Here is a 20,447-nt window from a genome sequence, read left to right on the forward strand (position 1 = left end):
CCCTCGCGCTTTCCCCCTCCGTGTCAGAACCCCCCGCGATCCCCCCAGATCCCCCTCCAAGAAGTTCCGACACCAAGTACGACCCACGGCCCCCGGGAAGGGTTGCACGGTCTCGCGGAAGTTTTTTTGGGACGGGGCCGTGAGACGCTCGGTCGGCGTGCCGGTAGCGTCACCGGGTACGTATCGACTCAAGGCGTCGACGGAGGGCAGGCGGGTGCGGCGATGAGCTACGAACCCGGACTGCTACGGCCCGAAGTGCCCGTCGCACTCGCGCCGTTGCACAGGTTCCCCCACCTGCTGCGGCGCCGGGCCACCGGTCTGACCGGGCCGGAGTTCGCCCGGGCGCAGCGGGTCACGGTGGCCTGGGCGGTGCTGCCGCCCACGGTGACCCTGGTCGGACTGCTGGTGCCGGGCGTGCGTACGGCGGCACTGGGTTGTGCGGTCCTCCTGGGGCTGCTGGTGCTGACGAGAGCGTTGTTGCTGGTGGTCTTCGAGAACCTTCAGCAGCGGCACGAGCCGCGCTGGCTGGCCGAGCGGACCGCCGCGCTGCGCGGCCATGAGTTCCCGGTGCTGCGCTGCTCCGTCCGCTACGACGAGACGCCGGGCCTGGCCCGGGTGTACGACCTGACGAGCGGTGACCAGGTGGGGCGGCTGCTGGACCGGCGGGCCCGGGAGCGGGCGTCGGGCACGCATTCTCGGGCCACCCTGGAGTTCGTCTGTGCGACGGCGGGGCGCGAGCAGTTGCTGGCGGTCGCCGAGGTGCGCCGGGAGCTGGCCGAGCTGGAGCTGCTGACGGTACGGCCGGACGGCGCGCAGGCCCGGGTCCGCTTCCCTCAGGCGCGGTATCTGCCGTTGCCGGAGGCGGGGCGGCGCCCGGCGCGGCGGGCCTACTGGGAGCTGGCGGGGCCTGTCCTGGTGTCGGCGGCCGGAGCCGGTGCCGGGGACCGGGAGGGCGCGGCGGGTCCTTCGGTCTCGGCGAGATGACGGTGCAGCAGTGAGTGCCGGAACTCGTAGTAGCCGTTGACCTGCCGCAGCACCCCGCGCTCCCGGGCGTCCTCGGCGAACCGGATGAGCCGGCGCGGGGTGTGCCCGCGCAGCGCCAGCCAGGCCCGCGACGGCAGGAACCGCCCCCACGCACTCGACCCGAGCGCCATCATCCCGAGACCGACGGAACTGAGCAGCGCACCCGAGGCCGCGCCCAGCAACGCCTCGACGGAGCTGGGCAGTTCGTCGATCAGGGTGACATCGTCCAGTTCCGGGGTTCTGCGGCCCTCCTTGAGCGCCGCGCCGAGGTAGGCGCCGGTCAGCGCGCCCGGGACGGCGCCCGTGAGCCAGGCGTACCGGATGGTGATGCGGTCGGAGCGCAGCAGGCTGACCGGGGTCACCGCCTCCAGGGGGTCGCTCGGCTCACTGAAGTAGCGGGCGGCGGCGAAGGTGAGGCCGCTGAGCAGCCCGCCGACGACGACGTGCACGGGACGCTCGTACAGGAAGGCGACGATCACCGCGCAGGCCGCGCCGCCCATCACCCCGAACCCCAGGACGCGTTGCAGGGCGTGGCGGCTGGGCGGCCGTACCGAACGCAGCCGGGGTTTGGCGCGGCGCGGGTCGTCCTGCGGGACCAACTCCACGACGAGCGCGCCGATCACGGCGGCGCCGAGGCCGATCCACAGGCCCAGCCAGGGGCGTTCGAAGAGGGCGAAGAGAAGGACGGCCGCGGCCGAGCAGGCGAGCGCGGCGTTGGCCAGGGCCACGGTGAGGAAGAGTCCGCGCGGCACCGAGCGGTGCAGATGCCACCAGGCGAACCGGTGGGTGCCCGGCTCGGTCTGGCGGGCGAGGAAGGCCAGGTAGCCCCGGGCCTCGTCGGCGGGGAAGGGGACATGGGGTTTGTCGACCGTGCGCCGGTAGGCCTGGGTGACGAAGCCCCCCAGCAGATACCGCTTGATCCGCTGTTCGGCATCGTCTCCTTCGGCGGTCAGCAGCTCCTCGGGCAGCGCCCCGCCGAGCTCGACGGCCAGCGACAGCATGAAGGGCGTCTTCAGCGCCCGCGCCACCGGACCGTCCGGATGTGCGTCGAGCGTGGCGAGCAGCGGGCCCATGCTCACCCCGCCGGCCCGCTCCAGTACGCCGCCGGCCTCGTACGCGCTCAGTGGCTGAAGGCGTACGACGAGCGCGTCGCGCAGCACCCGCCCCGGCACAGGACCGGCGAACTCGGCCACTCGGCTGGTCAGTACGAAGGAGCGGCCGGCGAATTCCTCCTGGATGGCGTAGAGGGCGGCGGCCCGGTCGGAGGCCTCGTCCAGTCCGTCGAGAACGGGCAGCACATGGTCCCGCAGGAGTTCATGGGCGAACTGCCCGGCCTTCGCCCGGTCCCCGACGGCCGGGTGGTTGACGGCGAGTTCCTCCGTCATCCAGTCGGTCAGCGAACGCTTGCCGTCCCAGGAGGAGAGCGGGAAGAGCACGGGGACGACGTCCGGCTGCGTGGTCTCCAGCGTCAGGAGCACACACAGGGCGGTCTTTCCGGCGCCGGGCTCCCCCGTCACCACCAGCCGGGACACATGCCCGGCGCGGACGTGCCGCACGAAGGCGCCGGTCAGCTCGTCGAGCGTGCCCTCGTTCCGGAGTTCGGCGGACAGCTGGGAGGACTGCTCGGAGCCGTGCTCGCGTCGCCAGCGCACGGCGATCCGGCGGCTCTCCCCCAGCCCGCGGTGCCGGCTCTCCGCGTACCAGTGCTTGCGCAGCTTCTGGGCCAGCGCGGACGCGGCCTCCTCGACGGTGACGCCCTGCCGGCGGCCGCTGTGCAGCGTGGTCAGGGCGATACCCGCGACCGGCAGCACCACGGCGACAAGGGAGAACCACAGCTCGATGGGCTCAAGGCCCCCGTCCCGCAGCCCCAATCCGACCAGGACGATGGTGGCCACCACGATGACGGCCAGCACGGCGTAGATCGCGGTGGCCCTCCAGTCGCGGCTCATGACGGGGGCCCCGGTGACGAGGGCCCCGGTGCGGCGGGCGGCAGGGCGTCCTCGCCGCGCGACAGAAACGCCAGTACGGCCGAACGCCGGGCGGGCCGCCGGGCCAGCCGTCCCAGCACCGGGAGCCTGCGGCTCACCCACGCCTGGAGCAGCAGGAAGTACAGCATCCCGCAGTACGGCCGCGCGCCCCGGCCGCCGTGGACGGCCGCGAGCCGGGGCCGCGCGGCCCGTAAGCGCCGGGCTATGCCGGGCAGGGTGAGCGCGCCGCAGGACACCAGGGTGGTCACTCCGTTGCCCCGGTCGAACTCGACGTCCATGTAGTCGTCGAGCGACTGGAGTATCTCCCCGAGGTCCATGACCAGTTCCCGCTCGGCCGGTTCGAGCCGGGGCTTGACCAGACCGCACAGGATCAGATGGGCGGCGGCGCCCTTGCCTCGGGTGATCTTCTCCAGGACGTCGAGGGGGACATCGGGTTCGCGCTGGCGCCGGGACAGGACCTGGTACTCGTGCAGCGAGACCAGCGCCATGAACACGGACTCGTGGGGCGGGTGGGCGAGGGTCCGCTCGATTCCGTGGACCAGCCGACCGAGCAGCAGTTCCGCGGGGGTGCCGGGGACGAAGGCGCGGTTGCCCATGAGGTCGCCGAGGCGGTCGTCGGCGGCGGGATCGCGGGTGCCGTTCCCGTCGCCGGCCCCGGCTCGGTCTCCGGCTCCGGCTCCGTCTCCGTCGATGAGGTCGTCGTAGAGCCGGGTGACGGCACCGGCGAGGACGGCCACGTCCGGTTGCAGCCGGTGCCCGGTCAGCCGGGCGTAACTGAGCATGGCGAGCCCGAACTTGACGCTCATGACGCGCAACGACCCGTCGACGCGGGCGCGTTCCAGCGGATCGGAGAGGCTCTGGGCGACGAGCGGTGCGACGACCTGCTCATACGCCAGCGCGAGTACGGGCAGCGAACGGTACGCGTCCCGCGCCGCCGACGGCAGCCCTACGGCCATCCTCAGACTCCGCACCAGAGCCCCGACCTCAGCGACCCTCTGCTGCATCCCCGCTCCCGCCCCCAAGGGATCCGAGGGTCCCATAAGGGTGAGCAGGCGGTAAAGCAGTTCGGCGAGACCCGGGAAGGGGGGTGCGGGCCGGTCTTTCGGAGGGGCGATTGGCGGATCAGTCCCAGGCCACCCCCGCTCCTCCCGCGCTTCAGCCGCCCCTCTCCGAGACAGATCCGCCCATCACTTCCGCGGCGCCCCGGTGGACCCCCGGACCATCAGCTCGCCCCGGATCGTCGCGATGCCCCCGGGCGGTTCCTCCTCCCGGCCCATCGCGATACGGCCGGCCCGTGCTCCCGCCTCCGACAGCGGCAGCCGCACCGTCGTGAGAGACGGCACCGCGTCGATGCTGAACGGCAGGTCGTCGAAGCCGGCGACCGAGACGTCCTCCGGGATGCGCAGGCCCGATTCCCGCAGGGCCGCGCAGGCGCCGAGGGCGACGGAGTCGTTCGCGGCGACCACTGCCGTCAGGGTCGGGTCGCGGCGCAGCAGTTCCAGCGTGGCCTCGTAACCGGAGCGGCGGTCGTAGCGGCCGTGGACCGTCCAGCGGGGGTCCTCCTCGATGTCGTGCGCCTTGAGCGCGGCCCGGTGTCCCTCCAGGCGGTGCCGGGTCGTCGTGCGCTCCTCGGGGCCCGCGATGTAGCCGAGGCGGCGGTGGCCGAGGCCGATCAGGTGCTCGGTCAGTTCACGGCCGCCGCCGCGGTTCTCGAAGGTCAGCGCGATCGCCCCGGTGTCCGGCGCCGGCGGGCGCCCGCACAGCACCACCCGGGTCCCGGCCTCCGCCAGCTTCCGCAGCTTCGCCGAGACCGCCGCCACATGGGGCGCGTTCTCCACGGCTCCGCCGGTCAGCACCACGGCCGCCGCCCGCTGCCGCTGGAGCAGGGTCAGATAGGTGAGTTCGCGTTCCGGAGAGCCTCCGGTGTTGCAGACCACGGCCAGTCGCTCACCGCCCGCGCGTCCGCCGGGGCCGCCGATCTCCGCCTGGATCGCGCTCGCCATGATCCCGAAGAAGGGGTCGGCGATGTCGTTGACGAGGATGCCGACCAGGTCGGACGTGGCGGCGGCCAGCGCGCTCGCCGGACCGTTCAGCACGTAGTCCAGCTCGTCCACGGCGCGCAGCACCCGCTCACGGGTGGACGCGGCCACGGGGTAGTTCCCGTTCAGCACGCGCGACACCGTCGCGGGGGAGACCTGTGCGCGGGCCGCCACGTCCGCCAGGGTCACCGTCATCTCGTCGTCCTCCGGTCGCGCATCTCTCGTACCACCTCGTACGTCATACGTGCTCGTAGACAGGCCCCCGCCCCCATGTGGTTCCGGAGTGCCGAGCAGACCATAAGGCCCCGCACCCCGCTTGTTCGCCCCCTCGAACAACTCAACCCCGTCACGGTCTTGTCCGGACCGCTGTTGAGAGGCTAGCTTCTCCTCGTATAGAAAGCGCTTGCTGTGCAGCTCACCAGTCACACCGAGTCGGTGGGGCGTACGCGGCGCGCACGACCGCACACACCGCGTACGACACCTACGAAGGGATTGACGTGACACGCAAAACGGTGCGCATCGCCATGAACGGCGTGACCGGGCGCATGGGCTACCGCCAGCACCTCGTCCGCTCCGTCCTGGCCCTGCGTGAACAGGGCGGCCTCGACCTCGGCGACGGCACCGTGCTGTGGCCGGAGCCGATCCTCGTCGGCCGCCGTGAGCACGCGCTCAAGGCGCTCGCCGAGCGGCACGGCCTGGAGCACATCTCCACGGACGTCGACGCGGTCCTCGCCGACCCGAGCGTGGACATCTACTTCGACGCCCAGGTCACCTCCGCCCGCGAGGAGGCGATCAAGAAGGCGATCGCCGCGGGCAAGCACATCTACACCGAGAAGCCGACGGCCACGGGTCTCGAAGGCGCCCTGGAGCTCGCCCGGCTCGCCGCCGACGCCGGCATCAAGCACGGTGTCGTCCAGGACAAGCTCTTCCTCCCCGGCCTGCTCAAGCTGAAGCGCCTGATCGACGGCGGCTTCTTCGGACGGATCCTCTCCATCCGCGGCGAGTTCGGCTACTGGGTCTTCGAAGGCGACTGGCAGGCCGCCCAGCGCCCCTCCTGGAACTACCGCGCGGAGGACGGCGGCGGCATCGTCGTCGACATGTTCCCGCACTGGGAGTACGTCCTGCACGAGCTGTTCGGCCGAGTGAAGTCCGTCCAGGCCCTCACCGCCACCCACATCCCGCAGCGCTGGGACGAGAACGGCAAGCCCTACGACGCCACCGCCGACGACGCCGCCTACGGCATCTTCGAGCTGGACGGCGGCGCCATCGCCCAGATCAACTCCTCCTGGGCGGTCAGGGTCAATCGTGATGAGCTCGTCGAGTTCCAGGTCGACGGCACGGAGGGTTCGGCGGTGGCCGGTCTGCGGAACTGCCGCGCTCAGCACCGCTCCGCCACCCCCAAGCCCGTGTGGAACCCCGATATCCCGGCCACCGAGGTCTTCCGCGACCAGTGGCAGGAGGTGCCGGACAACGCCGAGTTCGACAACGGCTTCAAGGCCCAGTGGGAGCTGTTCCTCAAGCACGTCTACGCCGACGCCCCCTACCACTGGGACCTCCTGGCCGGCGCCCGCGGCGTCCAGCTCGCCGAACTGGGCCTGAAGTCCTCGGCCGAGGGCCGCCGGATCGACGTACCGGAGATCTCGCTGTGACCATCCGACTGCCTGACGCGAATGGGGAGTTGAGGGCCTACGAGCCCCGCCGGGAGCCCCTCGCCCTCCGTCCCGGGTCCCCCTTCTCCTCTCGTACGGTCTTCTCGGCGGCCCATGTCGTCGCGGATCCCTTCGCCGACGTGTCGCCCGACTCGCCCGCCGCCGTCGACTGGGACGCCACGCTCGCCTTCCGGCGGCATCTGTGGTCCCACGGGCTCGGTGTCGCCGAGGCCATGGACACGGCGCAGCGCGGGATGGGCCTCGACTGGGTGGGCGCGGCCGAGCTGATCCGGCGCAGCGCGGCCGAGGCCGAGGCGGTCGGCGGTCGGATCGCCTGCGGGGTCGGCACCGATCAGATCGCCGCGGGGTCGCTCGCGGAGGTCCGTGCCGCCTACGAGGAGCAGCTCGCCGCCGTGGAGGAGGCGGGCGCCCAGGCGATCCTGATGGCCTCCCGCGCCCTGTGCGCCGCCGCGTCCGGCCCCGAGGACTACCTGGAGGTCTACGGCCACCTGCTCCGCCAGGCCGCCGAACCCGTGATCCTGCACTGGCTCGGCCCCATGTTCGACCCGGCGCTGGAGGGTTACTGGGGCGCCGCGGACCTCGACGCGGCCACCGACACCTTCCTGGAGGTCATCGCCGCCCACCCCGACAAGGTCGACGGCATCAAGGTGTCCCTGCTGGACGCGCAGCGCGAGATCGACCTCAGGCGCAGGCTCCCTGACGGAGTCCGCTGCTACACCGGCGACGACTTCAACTACCCCGAGCTGATCGCCGGTGACGACAAGGGCTTCAGCCACGCCCTGCTCGGCGTCTTCGACCCGCTGGGCCCGCTGGCGGCGGAGGCGGTCCGGGTGCTGGACACGGGGGACGCCAAGGGGTTCCGTGAACTCCTCGATCCGACCGTGGAGTTGTCCCGTCATCTCTTCCAGGCACCGACCCGCTTCTACAAGACCGGCGTGGTCTTCCTGGCCTGGCTCGCGGGCCACCAGAGCCACTTCACGATGGTCGGCGGCCTGCAGTCGGCCCGCTCGCTGCCGCACTTCGCCCGCGCCTACGAACTCGCCGACGGTCTGGGCCTGTTCCCGAACCCGGAACTGGCCGAGGAGCGGATGCGGAACCTGCTGTCGATGTACGGGGTGAACCAGTGACCGACCTCGCGCGTTTCTCCATCAACCAGATGACGGTCAAGCAGCTGTCGATGCCGGAACTGGTCGACGCCTGCGGACAGTTGGGCGTCACCAACGTCGGCCTGTGGCGGGAGCCCGTCCAGGCGTACGGCCTTGAGGCGACGACCAAGCTGGTCCGGGACGCGGGACTGGCCGTCACCACCCTGTGCCGCGGTGGGTTCTTCACCGCCATCGACCCGGACGAGCGTGCCAAGGCGCTGGACGACAACCGCCGGGCCGTCGACGAGGCGGCCACGCTCGGCACGGACACGCTGGTACTGGTCTCGGGCGGCCTGCCGGCCGGTTCCAAGGATCTGCACGGGGCGCGGGAGCGCATCGCCGACGCGCTGGCGGTGCTGGGCCCGTACGCCGAGTCCCACGGGGTACGGCTGGCCATCGAGCCGCTCCACCCGATGTACGCCTCCGACCGCTGTGTGGTCTCCACGCTCACCCAGGCCCTGGACCTCGCCGAGCGCTTCCCCGCTCACCAGGTCGGCGTCACGGTGGACACGTACCACATCTGGTGGGACGACAACGCGCCCGCGCAGATCGCCCGGGCGGGCGCGGGCGGCCGTATCCACACCTTCCAACTCGCCGACTGGACCACGCCGTTGCCCGAGGGCGTGCTCAACGGCCGCGGTCAGATCGGGGACGGCTCGATCGACATGCGGGAGTGGAAGGGGTACGTCGAGGCCGCCGGGTACACCGGTGCCATCGAGGTGGAGCTGTTCAACGACGAGCTGTGGGCTCGGGACGGCCGGGAGGTGCTGGCGGAGACGGCTCAGCGCTTTCTGGCGCACGTGATGTGAGCAGCGCGTCTGCCGTGGCGGTGCGGGCGTAGAGCACCCAGCGGCCGGCGCGGTGCGCGCTGACCAGGCCGGCGTCCCGCAGCGCGGTGAGCGACTGCGACACGGCGGCCGGGGAAAGACCGGTCCGCCGGGCCAGATCGGTCGTGGCGGCCGGGATCTCCAGCTCGGCCAGCAGCCGGGTACGGGATCGCCCGAGTACGGCGGCCAGGGCGTCGGCGGCGGGGGTGGGCCGGGGTTGCCACAGCGTTCCGGTGCCGCGGGCGGGGTAGGCGAGCTGGGGCGGGTCCGGGGGTGTGACCCGGGTGAGCAGGCCCGGACCGGTGAAGGCGGACGGGACGAGCACGAGCCCGGCGCCCGCCGCCGCCCGGGACATTCCGCGCCTGCGTTGGCGCAGGCGGAGGGTGGCACCCTCCCAACCGGCCACGGTGTGCAGGTCGTTCAGCAGGTGGGCGACGCCGTGCTCGGCGAGCTGCCGGGCGCGGTGGAGGACGTCGGCGTCGAGTACCGCCCGTATGCGCGCCCAGTAGGGGGCGAGGGCGAGCTGCCAGTAGGTCTCTATCTCCTCGGCGACCTTGGGGAGTTGGGCCTGCGGTTCGTCGTACAGGGCCCGCAGTCGGGGGCCGAGCGAGAGGCCCTGCTCGCGCTCCAGTCGGACCAGGTCCCGGCGTATCCGCTCTGCGGGGGCGGCCCGTAGGGCGGTCAGTTCCTCCGCGAGGGTCGGTGCCGGGCCCGTCGGTGCCGGATTGAGGAAGTCGGGGACATAGCCGTCGCACGGTACGAGCTCGGCGAGCCGGTCGCGGTCCAGGCCCGCGGCCGCCACTCGCGGGCGCACCTGCTCGATCCAGCGGCGATGCACCGGATGAGCGCGTCCGGCGGCGAGCAGCCGAAAGCTGGTGCCCACCTCCCAGAGCGGCGAGACGGCGAACCGCAACCGTGCCAGGTCCCCCGCCGAGAACTCCAGTTCCGTCTCCATGACCACGACCCCCCACCGGATTCGGCCACGGCTGAAATATTGGCGGTGAGCTTAGCGGCGGAGCGATCCTTCCGGCATGACACAGCAAGAAAAGGGCCGGGGGCCCGTCCCCGGGACGGACCCCCCGCGCTCGGTGATCAGTACTCGATCTGACCCATGAAGTTGTCGTCGCCGTCGACCTCGAAGGTGCCCTCGTACTGGCGGGCGTTCCAGTAGAAGCAGCCGGAGGAGAAGCCCATCGACTTCTTGGTCTTGTCGCCGCCGGCCACGTACTTCTCGCCGCGCTTGGTACCGCCGCCGCCCTGGTTGGCGGAGGCGATGTGGCGCGTGCCGTCGTTGTCGGGCCACTTGTCGAGGTAGAACTTCACCGGGTCCGTGGCGCACCGCTTGTTGCTGTAGTGCGACCAGTCGTCGTCGTACAGCTGCCCGGAGAAGCGCTCGACGGTGAGGGCCGCGGACGACGGGGCGGCGGCCAGGACGACGGCGCTGAGTGCGCACACGGTGCCCGTGACGAGCCGGACGATGGTTTTCTGTGCTCGCATGTTCCGATCTCCTGCGATCGATGAGTTGTGATGTGCTCTTTCGGTCCGCCGCGATGCGCTCGGTCAGGTGCGAATCGCGCGGATGATGTCCAGCCGTGCGGCGCGCAGGGCCGGTACCAGCGCCGAGGCGACGCCGATGAGAACGGCGGCCGAGCTGCCGATGAGGGCCGCCGTGACGGGGAACTGAATTCCTCCGGAGAATTCCGGCACCGTGGCGAGGACGGCGTTGAAGATGCCCGCCGACAGCACCGTGCCGAGCAGGGACGACACCGCCGTGAGGATGACGGATTCCCACAGGATGATGGCGAAGATGTGGGACTGGGACGCCCCGAACGCCCTGCGGACCCCGAATTCATGAACCCTGGACTGGATCTGCGACAGCGTCAGGTTCATCAGGCCGATTCCACCGGTGACGAGCGAGATCCCCGCGATGGCTCCCAGAACCGCCTGGAGGAGCTTGAGGATGCGCTCGTACGAGGCGAAGTCGTCGACACGGTGGACGCGTTCGCCGCCCGTGAGGCCCGCCGCACCGAGGTGATGCAGCACGGCGGACGTCACCTGTTCCGTGTCCGCGGGTCTGACGGTCATGAGGATCTCGGCGGTCTCCGGGGCCGTCGACTCCGAGTACCACTTCCGCAGCGAGCGGATGTCCGTGTAGGCGACCGGTTCGCCCCGTGAGTCGTCGACCACGCCGAGGACGATGCCCTGGGTCGGCAGGTCCGCCGCCAGTGACAGCCGGGAGCCGAGTGCCTCGTGCTCTCCGCCGAAGTGGGCGGCCGCCTCGGCGTTGAGGTACAGGGGCGGTGCCCAGGGCGCGGGTGTGCCCTCGGGCAGCCACTGCCCGGCCAGCAGGTCCATGCGCTTGACCGAGCCGTAGCCCGCGTCCACGCCCATGACCGTCGTACCGAGCGGCCCGGCCGAGGACGGCTCCACGGCGTCGAGCTGGACCTGGCGCGACTCGACACGCGACAGCGCTCGCACGCCCAGCGTCCTGATCCACTCGGCGTTGTCGTCGACCGACGTCCGGGAGGCGGTCTGCTCCCCGTTCGCCGTCAGATCGACCGAGAGGGTCGCGGGCCTGCCGACGGTGCGCTCCACCTGTTCCTGGACCGCGGCCCTGCCGAGGTCGCCCATCGCGACCACGGCGACCAGAGCCGCGACCCCGATCACCACGCTCAGGCCCGCGAGCAGCGAACGCACCCGGTGGACCCGAAGCTCCCGCCAGGCGGAGGAGAGCAACGGCAGGGCGCTGTTCACCGTGTGCTCCCCTCCGGCACCAGAGGTGCCAACGTTCCTTCGTTGAGCCTGAACTGACGGTCGGTCGCCATCGCGTGCTGGACGTCGTGGGTCACCAGGACTAGCCCGGCCCGCTGGGAGCGGGTCACGTCGAGGAGCAGGTCCATGACGCCGTGGGCCGTCTCACCGTCCAGCGCCCCGGTGGGCTCGTCGGCGAGGACGTACCGCGGCCGGTGGACCAGCGCACGCGCGATGGCCACGCGCTGCTGCTCACCGCCGGAGAGGGTCTCCGGTACGGCGTCCTCCTTGCCCGCGAGACCCACGCGGGCCAGTGCCCGGGCGGCCAGTTCGCGGCGCTGTCGCCACAGCGCGCGGTCCCGGATGTGGGCCAGTGGCGTCCACACGTTCTCCAGGGCGGTCCGCCTCGGCAACAGGTGGAACTGCTGGAAGATGAACGAGATGTGCCGGCCCCTGATCATGGACAGCTTGCGGTCGGGCAGCCCGAGCAGGCTCTGCCCGTCGAGCTCCACGGAGCCGCCGGTCGGCTGGTCGAGCAGGCCCAGGATGTTCAGCAGGCTGCTCTTGCCGCTGCCGGAGCGGCCCACGACGGAGACCGAGTCGCCGGGACCCAGCTCGAAGTCCACGTTCCTGAGGAGGTCGACCTGCCGTCCGTCGCCGAGGGGGATCGTCTTGGTGACCCCCCGCAGGGACAGCGTCACCCGATGTCCCCCTGTCCGGTGAGCGCGTCCGCCACGGGGTCCTGCACCTTCTCCCCCACGGCCAGCCCCTTGGTCACCTGCGCCGCGACGCCGTTGACGACACCGACGGTGACCTCTCGGCGTTCGGGCCGGCCGTCGGCGCCGACGACGGTGACATGTGCCGTCCCGGTCGTCCCGGACAGGGCACTGACCGGGACGGTGACCGCGTCGGCGGCGTGTCCGGTGCGGACCGCGACCTTGAGCGGCAGTCCGGCGAACACCTTCACGTCCGCCGGCACCGCGCAGGTGAGCAGCACCTCTCCGGCGGGGTCCGCCGGGTCCGCGCCTACGGTGACGTCCGTGCAGGTGAAGGGCTCGGGGCCGTCCACGATCTTCACCTTGGCGGTGGGCGGGGTTTCGATGAAGCGGTACAGGTGGGCCGGTGCCACGACAGCCCGGGCGGTGTAGTGCCCGGACTCCTTCACCACCTGGCCCTCCATGGTGAGCACGCTGCTGACGTCGGCCGTACGGGCCGTCACCACGGCGGGTTCGACATGGTTCTCGCGCTGCTGCTGGACCGGCGCACCTGCCCCGTCCGATCCGTCGGCGCCCAGTACGGCCCAGGACGCGATGCCGCCGGCCACACCGCACACCGCGGCGACGGCGGCGAGGCCGAGGCCGGAGCGCTGAAGCCTCACCGGTAGTCGCTGCCTTCCTGCATGCCGCCGCAGTTGTCCCTGACGAAGGCCTGGATCCCGCTGGGGTCACCGAGCCCGGCGGCGTCCTCGACGGACTGGACGACCTCGCGGTACGACACGTCGTTGGCCTTGAAGGCCGGCATGTCGTGCAGCGTGGCGAAGTGCTTCAGCGCGGTCGCCGCGGACTTGTCGTCGGCGGCCTCGGTGCGGTCGAGCCAGTACGCGTACCACTCGCACTGGACCTCGTCGAGGACGATCGCGTCGGCGGCACCGGTCTGGTAGCGGTCGTCGTCCGAGCCGGACACCTGCGCGTTCCAGCGTCCGCCGGGGGGCAGTTCGGTGTCCGCACGCAGCTTCTTCACCTCGGCGGCCACCTCCTTCTTGCTCTGCCAGCCGTCGGAGGCCTCGGAGTCGCCGCCGCAGGCGGTGAGGGAGGCCGCGACCGCCAGGAAGCAGGAGGCGACGAGAAAGGGGTGCGTTCTCACACTTGCTCCATGCTGGTCTCTGTCGCGCGGGGCGTCAGTAGTCGATCTCCCCGTACCAGACGTCTTCCCAGTCGGTTTCGAGGGTGCCTTCCTGCTGGCGCGAGTTCAGGTAGAAGCAGCCGGTCTTGAGGTTCAGATAGACCGGGTCGGTGAACTCGTCGACGCGCTCGGTTCCGTAGGAACCTCCGCCGCCCTGGTTCTTGGAGGCGTAGTGGTACATGTGGTCGTCGTCGGGCGAGGTGTTGACCTCAAGGACGACCTTGGCGCGTGCACAGCGCTTGACCTTGTAGTGGGACCATCCGTTGTCGTAGACGGTTCCGGAGACCTTCTCGTCGATCACGGCCGAGGCCGGAGCCGCACCGAAGGTGAGCGTGGCCGCGAACGCCGCTCCGACGGCGGCCATGGCGAAAGTGGCGCGCTTGCGCATGATTCCCCCAGATTCAGATGTTGTTCGGGATCAACTGGTCGGGCTGATCCGGCGATTCGGAACCAACTGGTCAGGCCGGTCCCGCAATCAGGGACGTGATCATGACATGCGAGTGCCTCTGATACAAATCTCGTCCGGTCCCAGCGATGAGTTCCGGGGTCAGCCCCGGTCTCATTGCCGACATCACAACGCAGACACGGGAGTTGCCACCATGCGCATCGTCATCACCGAGTTCATCAGCCTCGACGGCGTCGTCCAGGCGCCCGGTGGTCCCCAGGAGGACACCGACGGCGGTTTCGCGCACGGCGGCTGGTCGCACCCGTACTTCGACCCGGAGGTCCTCGGCGGCGCCTTCGACGCGGGGCTGGGGAACGCCGACGCGCTGCTCTTCGGGCGCCGTACCTGGCAGACCATGGCCGGGGCGTGGCCGGAGCGGGCCGGGGATCCCTTCGCCGACCGGATGAACTCCCTCAAGAAGTACGTCGTCTCCGGCACCCTCTCCGACGCCGACCTGACCTGGAACAACAGCGAGCTGATCCCGGCCGCCGACGCGGTCGACAGGATCCGTGAGCTGCGCGCGGCCGAGGGCGGCGACCTGGCCATGATGGGCAGCCCCACGCTGGTGCGCACCCTCATCCAGGAAGGCCTCGTCGACGAGCTCCAGCTCATCGTGATGCCGGTGCTGCTCGGCGGCGGCAAGTCGATCTTCCCCACGGACGGCGGAAAGCGCCCGCTGGAACTGGTCTCCACGACCACCGCCAAGACCGGCGCCCAGGTGTGCGTCTTCCGGCCCGCCGCCGAGGGGTAGCCGCGCGGGCGCGGGCGTCCTACGCTCGATCCGTACGACATCTCTGACTGAGTCAAGCATCTGGGTCACACATCAGAGAGCGGGTCGATCATGACCGTCCAGGACATCCGCGCCTTCAACCGCTTCTACACGAACCTCATCGGCGCCCTCGACTACAGCCGCCATCTGTACGCCCCGTACACCCTCACCGAGTCTCGCGTGCTCTACGAGCTCGCGCACTCCCCGCGGACGGACGCCGCCGACCTGCGCACCGCGCTCTCCCTGGACTCGGGGTATCTGAGCCGGATCCTGACCAAGTTCGAGCAGGACGGGCTGGTCGAGCGGGCGCCCTCCGCGCAGGATCCCCGGCGCCGCCGGATCACGCTCACCGCACGCGGAAGGGAGACCGCGGCCCTGCTGGCAGAGCGGTCCAACGAGGCCGTCGGCTCGCTGCTGTCGGCGGTGCCGACCGCCGACCGGCCCCGGCTGGCCGAGGCGATGCGCACCGTCCGCGAGATCCTGTCCCGAGGGGACGACAAGGAGCACAAGGACGTCCTGCTGCGCGAGCCGGGCCCCGGCGACCTCGGCTGGATCGTGCAGCGCAACGCCGCCCTGTACGCGGCCGAGTTCGGCTGGAACACCGACTACGAGGGCCTGGTCGCACGGATCGTCGCCGACTTCGCCGAGGACCACGATCCACATCTGGAGCGGGTGTGGATCGCCGAGCTGGACGGCCGTCCGGTCGGGTGTGTGATGTGCGTACGGGACGAGGCGCCGGCCACCGCCCGGCTCCGGCTCCTCCTGGTCGAACCGGACGCGCGCGGCCTCGGCATCGGCGATCGGCTGATCGGCGCCGTCGTCGACTTCGCGCGCGGGGTCGGCTACCGGGACCTGGTGCTGTGGACCAACGACGTCCTCGCCGCCGCCCGCCGCCTCTACCAGCGCCACGGCTTCGTACTGACGGCGGAGAAACCGCACCGCTCCTTCGGCAAGGATCTCGTCGGCCAGGACTGGCGCCTGGACCTGCACACCACCCACGAATGACACGTAGAGTCGCGACCATGAAGCTGGCGTTCTCCACCCTCGGTGTCCCCGGCCTGCCCCTCGCCGACGTGCTGCGGCTCGCGTCCGCCCACGGCTATCACGGCGTGGAGCTGCGCGCGCATCCCGAGGAGCCGGTGCATCCGGGGCTCCGGCCCGAGGAACGCGTCGCGGCGGCCGCCGAGTTCAAGGCGGCCGGCATCGAGGTCCTCGGCATCGCCGGGTACGCCCGGGTGGCCGCCCCCGGTCCCGACGAACCGGTGATCGAGGAGATCCACGGCCTGCTCGACCTCGCCCGCGACCTGGGCGCCGGTTTCGTCCGCGTCTTCCCCGGCGCCGAGGACTCCCAGAGCCCCGAGGACGCCGACGCGACGGCCGCCCGCAGGCTCGGCACCGCCGCCGAGTACGCCGCCGACCTGGGCGTACGGATCCTGCTTGAGACGCATGACTCGCACCGCACCGGAGCCGCCGCGATCCGGGTGCTCGGCCTGGTCGGGCACCGGAACGTGGGCTCGCTGTGGGACGTGATGCACACCTGGCTGGGCGGCGAACAGCCCTCGGAGTCGTACGCCGCCCTCGCCCCGTACCTCGGCTACGTCCAGGTCAAGGACATCGCCTCCGCCGCCGACACCACCCCGCTGCCGCTGGGCGCCGGGGTGCTGCCGCTCGCCGAGTGCGTGGAGGTGCTCTCGCGGCACGGCTGGGACGGCTGGCTGTGCTGGGAGTACGAGAAGCGCTGGTACGAACAGGCGGCGCCGCTGGCGGAGTTGCTCGGCGCCGGGCATGACCATCTGGCCCGGCTGCTCAACGACTCCGCGTAAATCGTTGGCCGACGGCGGGGGCCGCCGGTTAGCGTCCCCGTCATGATCCCGCCCGCGCAGCCGCGCTCCGCCATGCCTTCATGAGCCTCGCCCGTACCCTCGTCGACGTACGGCCCCTGCGCACCTCCCCCGTCTTCCGGCGGCTGCTGATCGGACGTACGGCGTCGATCCTGGGCACCTTCATGACGGTGGTGACCGTCATGTTCCAGGTGTGGGACCTGACGCACAGCACGGTCTGGAGCGGTGCGGTGGGGCTCGCGCAGGCGCTGCCCCTGATGGTCGTCGGACTGTTCGCCGGGTCCTGGGCGGACCGCGGGGACCGGCGGCGGATCTTCCTCGTCGCGACGGTCGGGCAGGCGGTGTGCTCGCTGTTGCTGGCGGTGCAGGGCTTCACCGGCGGCGTGCCGGTGCCGGGCATCCTGGCCCTGGTCGCGGCCGGTTCCTGCTTCGGCGCGGTCGGTGGTCCGGCGGCCGGCGTGTTCGTGCCGAGGTTGCTGCCCAAGGACCAGGTGGCCGCCGGTCTCGCCCTCAACCAGGTCACCGCCCAGGCGATGATGCTCCTCGGCCCGGCGCTCGGCGGTCTGTTCCTGGGCTGGTTCGGCATCGGCGTCTGCTATCTGATCGACGCCCTCAGCTTCGGCCTGTCCTTCTACGGCGCCTTCGGCCTGCCCAAGCTGCCGCCCGAGGGCGAGCCGTCGCGGGCCGGGCTGCACGGCGTACTGGACGGACTGCGCTTCCTGGCCGGCCACCGGGTGGTACGCGGAGCGCTGATCACCGACCTCGCCGCGACTTTGCTGGCGATGCCGATGAGCCTGTTCCCGCTGATCAACGAGGAGCGTTTCGGCGGCAATCCGCGCACCCTGGGCCTGTTCCTGTCCGCCGTCGCCGTCGGCGGAGTGACGGCGACCGGCCTGTCCGGCTGGGTCACCCGGCTGGCCCGACCCGGCGCGGTCATGCTGTGCGGGGCGGCGGTCTGGGGCGCGGCGCTCGCCCTGTTCGGGTTCACCAGCAGCGCCTGGGTGGGGCTCGGGCTGCTGGTGGTGGCGGGGGCGGCGGACTCCGTCTCGGTCCTCTCCCGTACGACGATCGTCCAGACCCGTACCCCGGACGCCCTGCTGGGCCGGGTGACGGCGGCCGAGCAGATCGTCGGCCAGGCGGGACCGCATCTGGGCAACCTGCGCGGCGGTCTGGTCGCCGGCTGGACCTCCGGCGCGACCGCCCTGATCACCGGCGGCCTGCTCTGCGTCCTCGCGGTGGCCTACGTCGCCACCAGCACCCCGGAACTGCGGGACGGGGCTACCGCGGAGCCGGAGTGAGCGGCGCGGCCGGATCCAGGCACCACTCCAGTACGGCGGGCCAGGGGCCGTAACCGGCGTCCAGGTCGAGGTGGGCGGCGCCGGGGAGGATGTCGGACGGGATGCCGAGCGGCTCGGCGAACAGGGCGTGGGCGCCCTCCGGGCAGTACGGGTCGTCGTCACCCGCGACCAGACGCGTCGGCCCCGGAAGCGTGAAGTCCGGGGCGGGCGGGGCGAATGCGGCGACCTCGGGGTGCCGCCGTAGGACGGACCCGGACGGCGGGGCGACCAGCAGCACCCGCTCGACGTCCCCGAGTCCGGGCAGCGAGCGGGCGGCCGCGTGCAGCCACAGCACGGCGGAGAGGCTGTGGGCCACGACGACCCGCACCCCGTCGAGATGGCGCGTCAACTCGCCGAGCCACACGTCCAGTTCGGGATCGTCGGCGTCGGGCAGCTGCGGATAGGTGACCTGGTGGCCGAGCTCGGTGAGCCGGTCGGCGAGCCAGTGCTGCCAGTGGTCCTCGGGACGGTGGTTCTGCCAGCCGTGGAGGATGAGGTACGAGGTCATGGCGCCGATGCTTTCCGATCACCGATCCCCTGGTCCAGTCGGCCCGGACAGCCGCTTCTCCAACCGGGCCCGGCATTCCGGCCACTCCTCGGCCGTGATCGAGTAGATCGCGGAGTCGCGCAGCCGGCCTTCCTCGCCCGGGGCCCAGGAGCGGGACCAGTTGCGCAGGACGCCCTCGAAGCGGGCGCCCGTGCGCTCGATCGCGGCGCGGGAACGGCTGTTGCGGGCGTCGGTCTTGAGGTCGAGGCGGGAGACCTCCCACTCCTCGAAGGCGTGCCGGAACAGAAGGAGCTTGGCCTCGGTGTTCACGCCTGTGCCCTGGGCTGAGGCGGCGAGCCAGGTGAAGCCGACCTCGATGGCGTCCAGTCGGTCCGGGGAGTGCCAGGAGCGGGGTTCCCAGTAGGAGGTGGTGCCGACCACGCGTCCGGTCGCCGTGGAGATCTGGGCATAGGGCGCGAGCATGCCGGTGGCGGCGCGGGCGAGCTGGGCATCGACGTAGGCCTCGGTCTCGGCGGCCGTGGGGACCCAGGTGAACGCGTACGAGTCGCGGTTCTCCTCGGCCGCCAGGGCCAGTCCGGGCGCGTGCCGCCTCTCCAGCGGCTCCAGGCGCACCAACTCGCCCTCCAGAACCGGCCCTTCCAGCTTGAAGCTCACCCGTCACCCCTCACAGCCGCGCGCGCAGCGCCCCGAACTCCTCGTGGAAACCGGGGAAAGTCTTGCGTACGCATCCGGGGTCGTCGAACGAAATACCGGGCACCCGCAGGCCGGTGACCGCGAAGGACATGACGATGCGGTGATCGCCGCAGGACATGATCTCCGTGCCGTTCGGCTCCGCGCCCGGGTGGATCTCGATCCAGTCGGGGCCCGTCTCCACCCGCACGCCCAGCCGCCGGAGGTTCTCCGCGCAGGCCTCCAGGCGGTCGCACTCCTTCACCCGGGTGTTGGCGACGTCCTCGATGCGCACCGAGCCGGAGGCGAACGGGGCGATGGCGGCCAGGGTGGGCATGGTGTCGGAGATGTCCCGCATGTTGACCGTGAGGCCGCGCAGTTCGCCGGTGCCGCGGACCGTCGTGCGGTCGACACCGATCTCCACGTCCGCGCCCATCCGGCGCAGCACCTCGACAAAGCCCAGGTCGCCCTGGAGCGCGCCCTCGCCTAGGCCCGGCACGGTCACCTCGCCGCCGGTGAGTGCGGCCGCGGCGAAGAAGTAGCTGGAGGTCGAGGCATCGGGTTCGATGGCGTAGGTGGTGGCCCGGTAGCCACCGGCCGGGACCACGAAGTCGTTCCCCTCCCGGGTCACCTCCACCCCGAAGGCCCGCATCATCGCGAGGGTGATCTCGATGTACGGCACCGAGACCAGGTCGGTGACATGGATGCGCAGGCCCTGCTCGGTGAGCGGGCCGAGCAGCAGCAGGGCGGTCAGGTACTGCGAGGACTGGCCGGCGTCCAGCGTGACCTCGCCGCCGACGACGCCCTTCGCCGCCACGGTCAGCGGGTGGTGGCCCTCCCGCTCCTCGTGGCGCAGGTCCACGCCCAGGTCGCGCAGGGCCCGGGTGAGCGGCAGCAGCGGGCGGCGGCGCATCTGCTCGGAGGCGTCGAAGCGGTAGGTGCCGTGGCCGGCGGCGGCCAGCGTCGGCAGGAAGCGGGCGGTGGTCGCGCCGTCCCGGCAGTAGACGTCCGCCCCGGCGGCCGCGGGGCCCTGCGGGCGGCCGTCCACCTGCCAGCTGTCCGGGGTCCGCCCGACGCGGTAGCCGAGGCTGACCAGGCCTTCGGCGAAGCCCTCGGTGTCGTCCGACCGCAGCGGCCGCACAAGGGTGGTGACTCCGTCGGCCGCCGCCGCCAGGAAGAGGGCGCGCGCGGTGATGGACTTGGAACCGGGAATGTCGACAACTGGCATGGCCCCATGATCACCCGGCGCGGTGCCCCGGCGCCCGGAAGTCCACGAGATGGACGACGGATCGTCAGTCCGTGGCCATGTCACCGGGCACGGAACAAGCCAGCCCGGCAAGGGCCTCCGGCCGCGGCAATGTGACCGACGGCGGGCTGTGTCGCTGGCTGCGGGCTGTGTCGTTGACTGCGGGCCATGTCACCGGCCGCGCGCTATGGCGCTGGCCGCGGGCCATGGCGCCGGCCGCAGGCCATGCGTCCAGCTGCGGGCCATGCGTCCGGCCGCGGCCAAAGCGAAGTTCGATGCGGCCGCGC

At 71.6% G+C, this 20,447-nt stretch carries 22 protein-coding genes; 8 read left to right on the top strand and 14 right to left on the bottom strand.

The window, feature by feature from the left end; all coding sequences use genetic code 11:
- Window positions 1-222: 222 nt before the first annotated feature.
- Window positions 223-984 carry a hypothetical protein gene (locus H4N64_RS32225; protein WP_186285975.1) on the top strand — a complete coding sequence of 254 codons (762 nt, stop codon included), beginning with the start codon at window positions 223-225 and terminating at the stop codon, window positions 982-984.
- On the opposite strand, the gene H4N64_RS32230 is transcribed toward H4N64_RS32225, so the two are convergent.
- From H4N64_RS32230 to H4N64_RS32240, 3 genes are all read right to left on the bottom strand, one after another.
- On the bottom strand, window positions 888-2,972 hold the full coding sequence (locus tag H4N64_RS32230) for an NACHT domain-containing protein (protein ID WP_186285976.1): 2,085 nt from the start codon (window positions 2,970-2,972) through the stop codon (window positions 888-890). The genes H4N64_RS32225 and H4N64_RS32230 overlap by 97 nt on opposite strands.
- Complete coding sequence (locus tag H4N64_RS32235; RefSeq protein ID WP_186285977.1) at window positions 2,969-3,967, bottom strand: class 1 isoprenoid biosynthesis enzyme; 999 nt, start codon at window positions 3,965-3,967, stop codon at window positions 2,969-2,971. The genes H4N64_RS32230 and H4N64_RS32235 overlap by 4 nt, the downstream gene beginning before the upstream one ends.
- A 231-nt stretch (window positions 3,968-4,198) precedes the next feature.
- Window positions 4,199-5,245 (bottom strand): LacI family DNA-binding transcriptional regulator, encoded by a 1,047-nt coding sequence (locus H4N64_RS32240; protein ID WP_186285978.1) that lies wholly within the window; start codon window positions 5,243-5,245, stop codon window positions 4,199-4,201.
- 302 nt (window positions 5,246-5,547) lie between these two features.
- Between H4N64_RS32240 and H4N64_RS32245 the strand changes: the two genes are divergently transcribed.
- From H4N64_RS32245 to H4N64_RS32255, 3 genes are read left to right on the top strand one after another with little or no spacing between them, the layout of a single operon-like run.
- Entirely contained in the window at window positions 5,548-6,699 is a 1,152-nt protein-coding gene (locus tag H4N64_RS32245) for a Gfo/Idh/MocA family protein (protein WP_186285979.1), read from the top strand.
- Window positions 6,696-7,847, top strand: coding sequence for a DUF993 family protein (locus H4N64_RS32250; RefSeq protein WP_186285980.1), 1,152 nt, complete (start codon window positions 6,696-6,698; stop codon window positions 7,845-7,847). The genes H4N64_RS32245 and H4N64_RS32250 overlap by 4 nt, the downstream gene beginning before the upstream one ends.
- Window positions 7,844-8,674 carry a sugar phosphate isomerase/epimerase family protein gene (locus tag H4N64_RS32255; protein ID WP_336246847.1) on the top strand — a complete coding sequence of 277 codons (831 nt, stop codon included), beginning with the start codon at window positions 7,844-7,846 and terminating at the stop codon, window positions 8,672-8,674. The genes H4N64_RS32250 and H4N64_RS32255 overlap by 4 nt, the downstream gene beginning before the upstream one ends.
- On the opposite strand, the gene H4N64_RS32260 is transcribed toward H4N64_RS32255, so the two are convergent.
- The 7 genes from H4N64_RS32260 to H4N64_RS32290 form a co-directional block, all read right to left on the bottom strand.
- Window positions 8,595-9,647 (bottom strand): ArsR/SmtB family transcription factor, encoded by a 1,053-nt coding sequence (locus tag H4N64_RS32260; RefSeq protein ID WP_186285981.1) that lies wholly within the window; start codon window positions 9,645-9,647, stop codon window positions 8,595-8,597. The two genes, H4N64_RS32255 and H4N64_RS32260, sit on opposite strands and share 80 nt — an antisense overlap.
- 137 nt (window positions 9,648-9,784) lie before the next feature.
- On the bottom strand, window positions 9,785-10,189 hold the full coding sequence (locus H4N64_RS32265) for a hypothetical protein (RefSeq protein ID WP_186285982.1): 405 nt from the start codon (window positions 10,187-10,189) through the stop codon (window positions 9,785-9,787).
- Window positions 10,190-10,252: 63 nt separating this feature from the next.
- Entirely contained in the window at window positions 10,253-11,446 is a 1,194-nt protein-coding gene (locus H4N64_RS32270; protein WP_186285983.1) for an ABC transporter permease, read from the bottom strand.
- Complete coding sequence (locus tag H4N64_RS32275; protein ID WP_186285984.1) at window positions 11,443-12,144, bottom strand: ATP-binding cassette domain-containing protein; 702 nt, start codon at window positions 12,142-12,144, stop codon at window positions 11,443-11,445. Before H4N64_RS32275 ends, H4N64_RS32270 begins: the two co-directional genes overlap by 4 nt.
- Window positions 12,141-12,821, bottom strand: a complete 681-nt coding sequence (locus tag H4N64_RS32280) for a permuted SH3 domain-containing protein (protein WP_186285985.1) — start codon at window positions 12,819-12,821, stop codon at window positions 12,141-12,143. The genes H4N64_RS32275 and H4N64_RS32280 overlap by 4 nt, the downstream gene beginning before the upstream one ends.
- Window positions 12,818-13,306 carry a hypothetical protein gene (locus tag H4N64_RS32285; protein WP_186285986.1) on the bottom strand — a complete coding sequence of 163 codons (489 nt, stop codon included), beginning with the start codon at window positions 13,304-13,306 and terminating at the stop codon, window positions 12,818-12,820. The genes H4N64_RS32280 and H4N64_RS32285 overlap by 4 nt, the downstream gene beginning before the upstream one ends.
- A 34-nt stretch (window positions 13,307-13,340) precedes the next feature.
- Window positions 13,341-13,733 carry a hypothetical protein gene (locus H4N64_RS32290; protein ID WP_186285987.1) on the bottom strand — a complete coding sequence of 131 codons (393 nt, stop codon included), beginning with the start codon at window positions 13,731-13,733 and terminating at the stop codon, window positions 13,341-13,343.
- A 211-nt stretch (window positions 13,734-13,944) separates the two neighbouring features.
- Here H4N64_RS32290 and H4N64_RS32295 point away from each other — a divergent pair, with 211 nt between their 5' ends.
- The 4 genes from H4N64_RS32295 to H4N64_RS32310 all read left to right on the top strand — a co-directional run bounded on the left by H4N64_RS32295 (window position 13,945) and on the right by H4N64_RS32310 (window position 17,698).
- Window positions 13,945-14,541, top strand: a complete 597-nt coding sequence (locus H4N64_RS32295; RefSeq protein WP_186285988.1) for a dihydrofolate reductase family protein — start codon at window positions 13,945-13,947, stop codon at window positions 14,539-14,541.
- Window positions 14,542-14,631: 90 nt separating this feature from the next.
- Complete coding sequence (locus H4N64_RS32300) at window positions 14,632-15,564, top strand: bifunctional helix-turn-helix transcriptional regulator/GNAT family N-acetyltransferase (protein WP_186285989.1); 933 nt, start codon at window positions 14,632-14,634, stop codon at window positions 15,562-15,564.
- Between the two features lie 17 nt (window positions 15,565-15,581).
- On the top strand, window positions 15,582-16,382 hold the full coding sequence (locus H4N64_RS32305; protein ID WP_186285990.1) for a sugar phosphate isomerase/epimerase family protein: 801 nt from the start codon (window positions 15,582-15,584) through the stop codon (window positions 16,380-16,382).
- A gap of 80 nt (window positions 16,383-16,462) precedes the next feature.
- Window positions 16,463-17,698 carry an MFS transporter gene (locus tag H4N64_RS32310; protein WP_186285991.1) on the top strand — a complete coding sequence of 412 codons (1,236 nt, stop codon included), beginning with the start codon at window positions 16,463-16,465 and terminating at the stop codon, window positions 17,696-17,698.
- Here H4N64_RS32310 and H4N64_RS32315 read toward each other — a convergent pair.
- The 4 genes from H4N64_RS32315 to H4N64_RS44535 all read right to left on the bottom strand — a co-directional run.
- Complete coding sequence (locus H4N64_RS32315; protein ID WP_186285992.1) at window positions 17,679-18,245, bottom strand: RBBP9/YdeN family alpha/beta hydrolase; 567 nt, start codon at window positions 18,243-18,245, stop codon at window positions 17,679-17,681. The genes H4N64_RS32310 and H4N64_RS32315 overlap by 20 nt on opposite strands.
- Window positions 18,246-18,263: 18 nt before the next feature.
- Window positions 18,264-18,899 (bottom strand): GNAT family N-acetyltransferase, encoded by a 636-nt coding sequence (locus H4N64_RS32320; RefSeq protein ID WP_186285993.1) that lies wholly within the window; start codon window positions 18,897-18,899, stop codon window positions 18,264-18,266.
- Window positions 18,900-18,909: 10 nt separating this feature from the next.
- The gene (aroA, locus tag H4N64_RS32325) at window positions 18,910-20,142 is read right to left on the bottom strand and encodes a 3-phosphoshikimate 1-carboxyvinyltransferase (RefSeq protein WP_186285994.1); all 1,233 of its coding nucleotides are present in this window, start codon (window positions 20,140-20,142) and stop codon (window positions 18,910-18,912) included.
- A 64-nt stretch (window positions 20,143-20,206) separates the two neighbouring features.
- The coding region (locus H4N64_RS44535; RefSeq protein ID WP_222109661.1) for a hypothetical protein at window positions 20,207-20,447 on the bottom strand (241 nt) is incomplete at its 5' end.

Origin of the sequence: Streptomyces cupreus (genome assembly GCF_014257025.1) — a bacterium.
Lineage (GTDB): Bacteria > Actinomycetota > Actinomycetes > Streptomycetales > Streptomycetaceae > Streptomyces > Streptomyces cupreus.

Coding starts and splice junctions, on each gene's coding strand:
- H4N64_RS32225 (WP_186285975.1), top strand. CDS start 223: ATGAGCTACGAACCCGGACTGCTACGGCCCGAAGTGCCCGTCGCACTC.
- H4N64_RS32230 (WP_186285976.1), bottom strand. CDS start 2,972: ATGAGCCGCGACTGGAGGGCCACCGCGATCTACGCCGTGCTGGCCGTC.
- H4N64_RS32235 (WP_186285977.1), bottom strand. CDS start 3,967: ATGGCCGTAGGGCTGCCGTCGGCGGCGCGGGACGCGTACCGTTCGCTG.
- H4N64_RS32240 (WP_186285978.1), bottom strand. CDS start 5,245: ATGACGGTGACCCTGGCGGACGTGGCGGCCCGCGCACAGGTCTCCCCC.
- H4N64_RS32260 (WP_186285981.1), bottom strand. CDS start 9,647: ATGGAGACGGAACTGGAGTTCTCGGCGGGGGACCTGGCACGGTTGCGG.
- H4N64_RS32265 (WP_186285982.1), bottom strand. CDS start 10,189: ATGCGAGCACAGAAAACCATCGTCCGGCTCGTCACGGGCACCGTGTGC.
- H4N64_RS32290 (WP_186285987.1), bottom strand. CDS start 13,733: ATGCGCAAGCGCGCCACTTTCGCCATGGCCGCCGTCGGAGCGGCGTTC.
- H4N64_RS32295 (WP_186285988.1), top strand. CDS start 13,945: ATGCGCATCGTCATCACCGAGTTCATCAGCCTCGACGGCGTCGTCCAG.
- H4N64_RS32300 (WP_186285989.1), top strand. CDS start 14,632: ATGACCGTCCAGGACATCCGCGCCTTCAACCGCTTCTACACGAACCTC.
- H4N64_RS32305 (WP_186285990.1), top strand. CDS start 15,582: ATGAAGCTGGCGTTCTCCACCCTCGGTGTCCCCGGCCTGCCCCTCGCC.
- H4N64_RS32310 (WP_186285991.1), top strand. CDS start 16,463: ATGAGCCTCGCCCGTACCCTCGTCGACGTACGGCCCCTGCGCACCTCC.
- H4N64_RS32315 (WP_186285992.1), bottom strand. CDS start 18,245: ATGACCTCGTACCTCATCCTCCACGGCTGGCAGAACCACCGTCCCGAG.
- aroA (WP_186285994.1), bottom strand. CDS start 20,142: ATGCCAGTTGTCGACATTCCCGGTTCCAAGTCCATCACCGCGCGCGCC.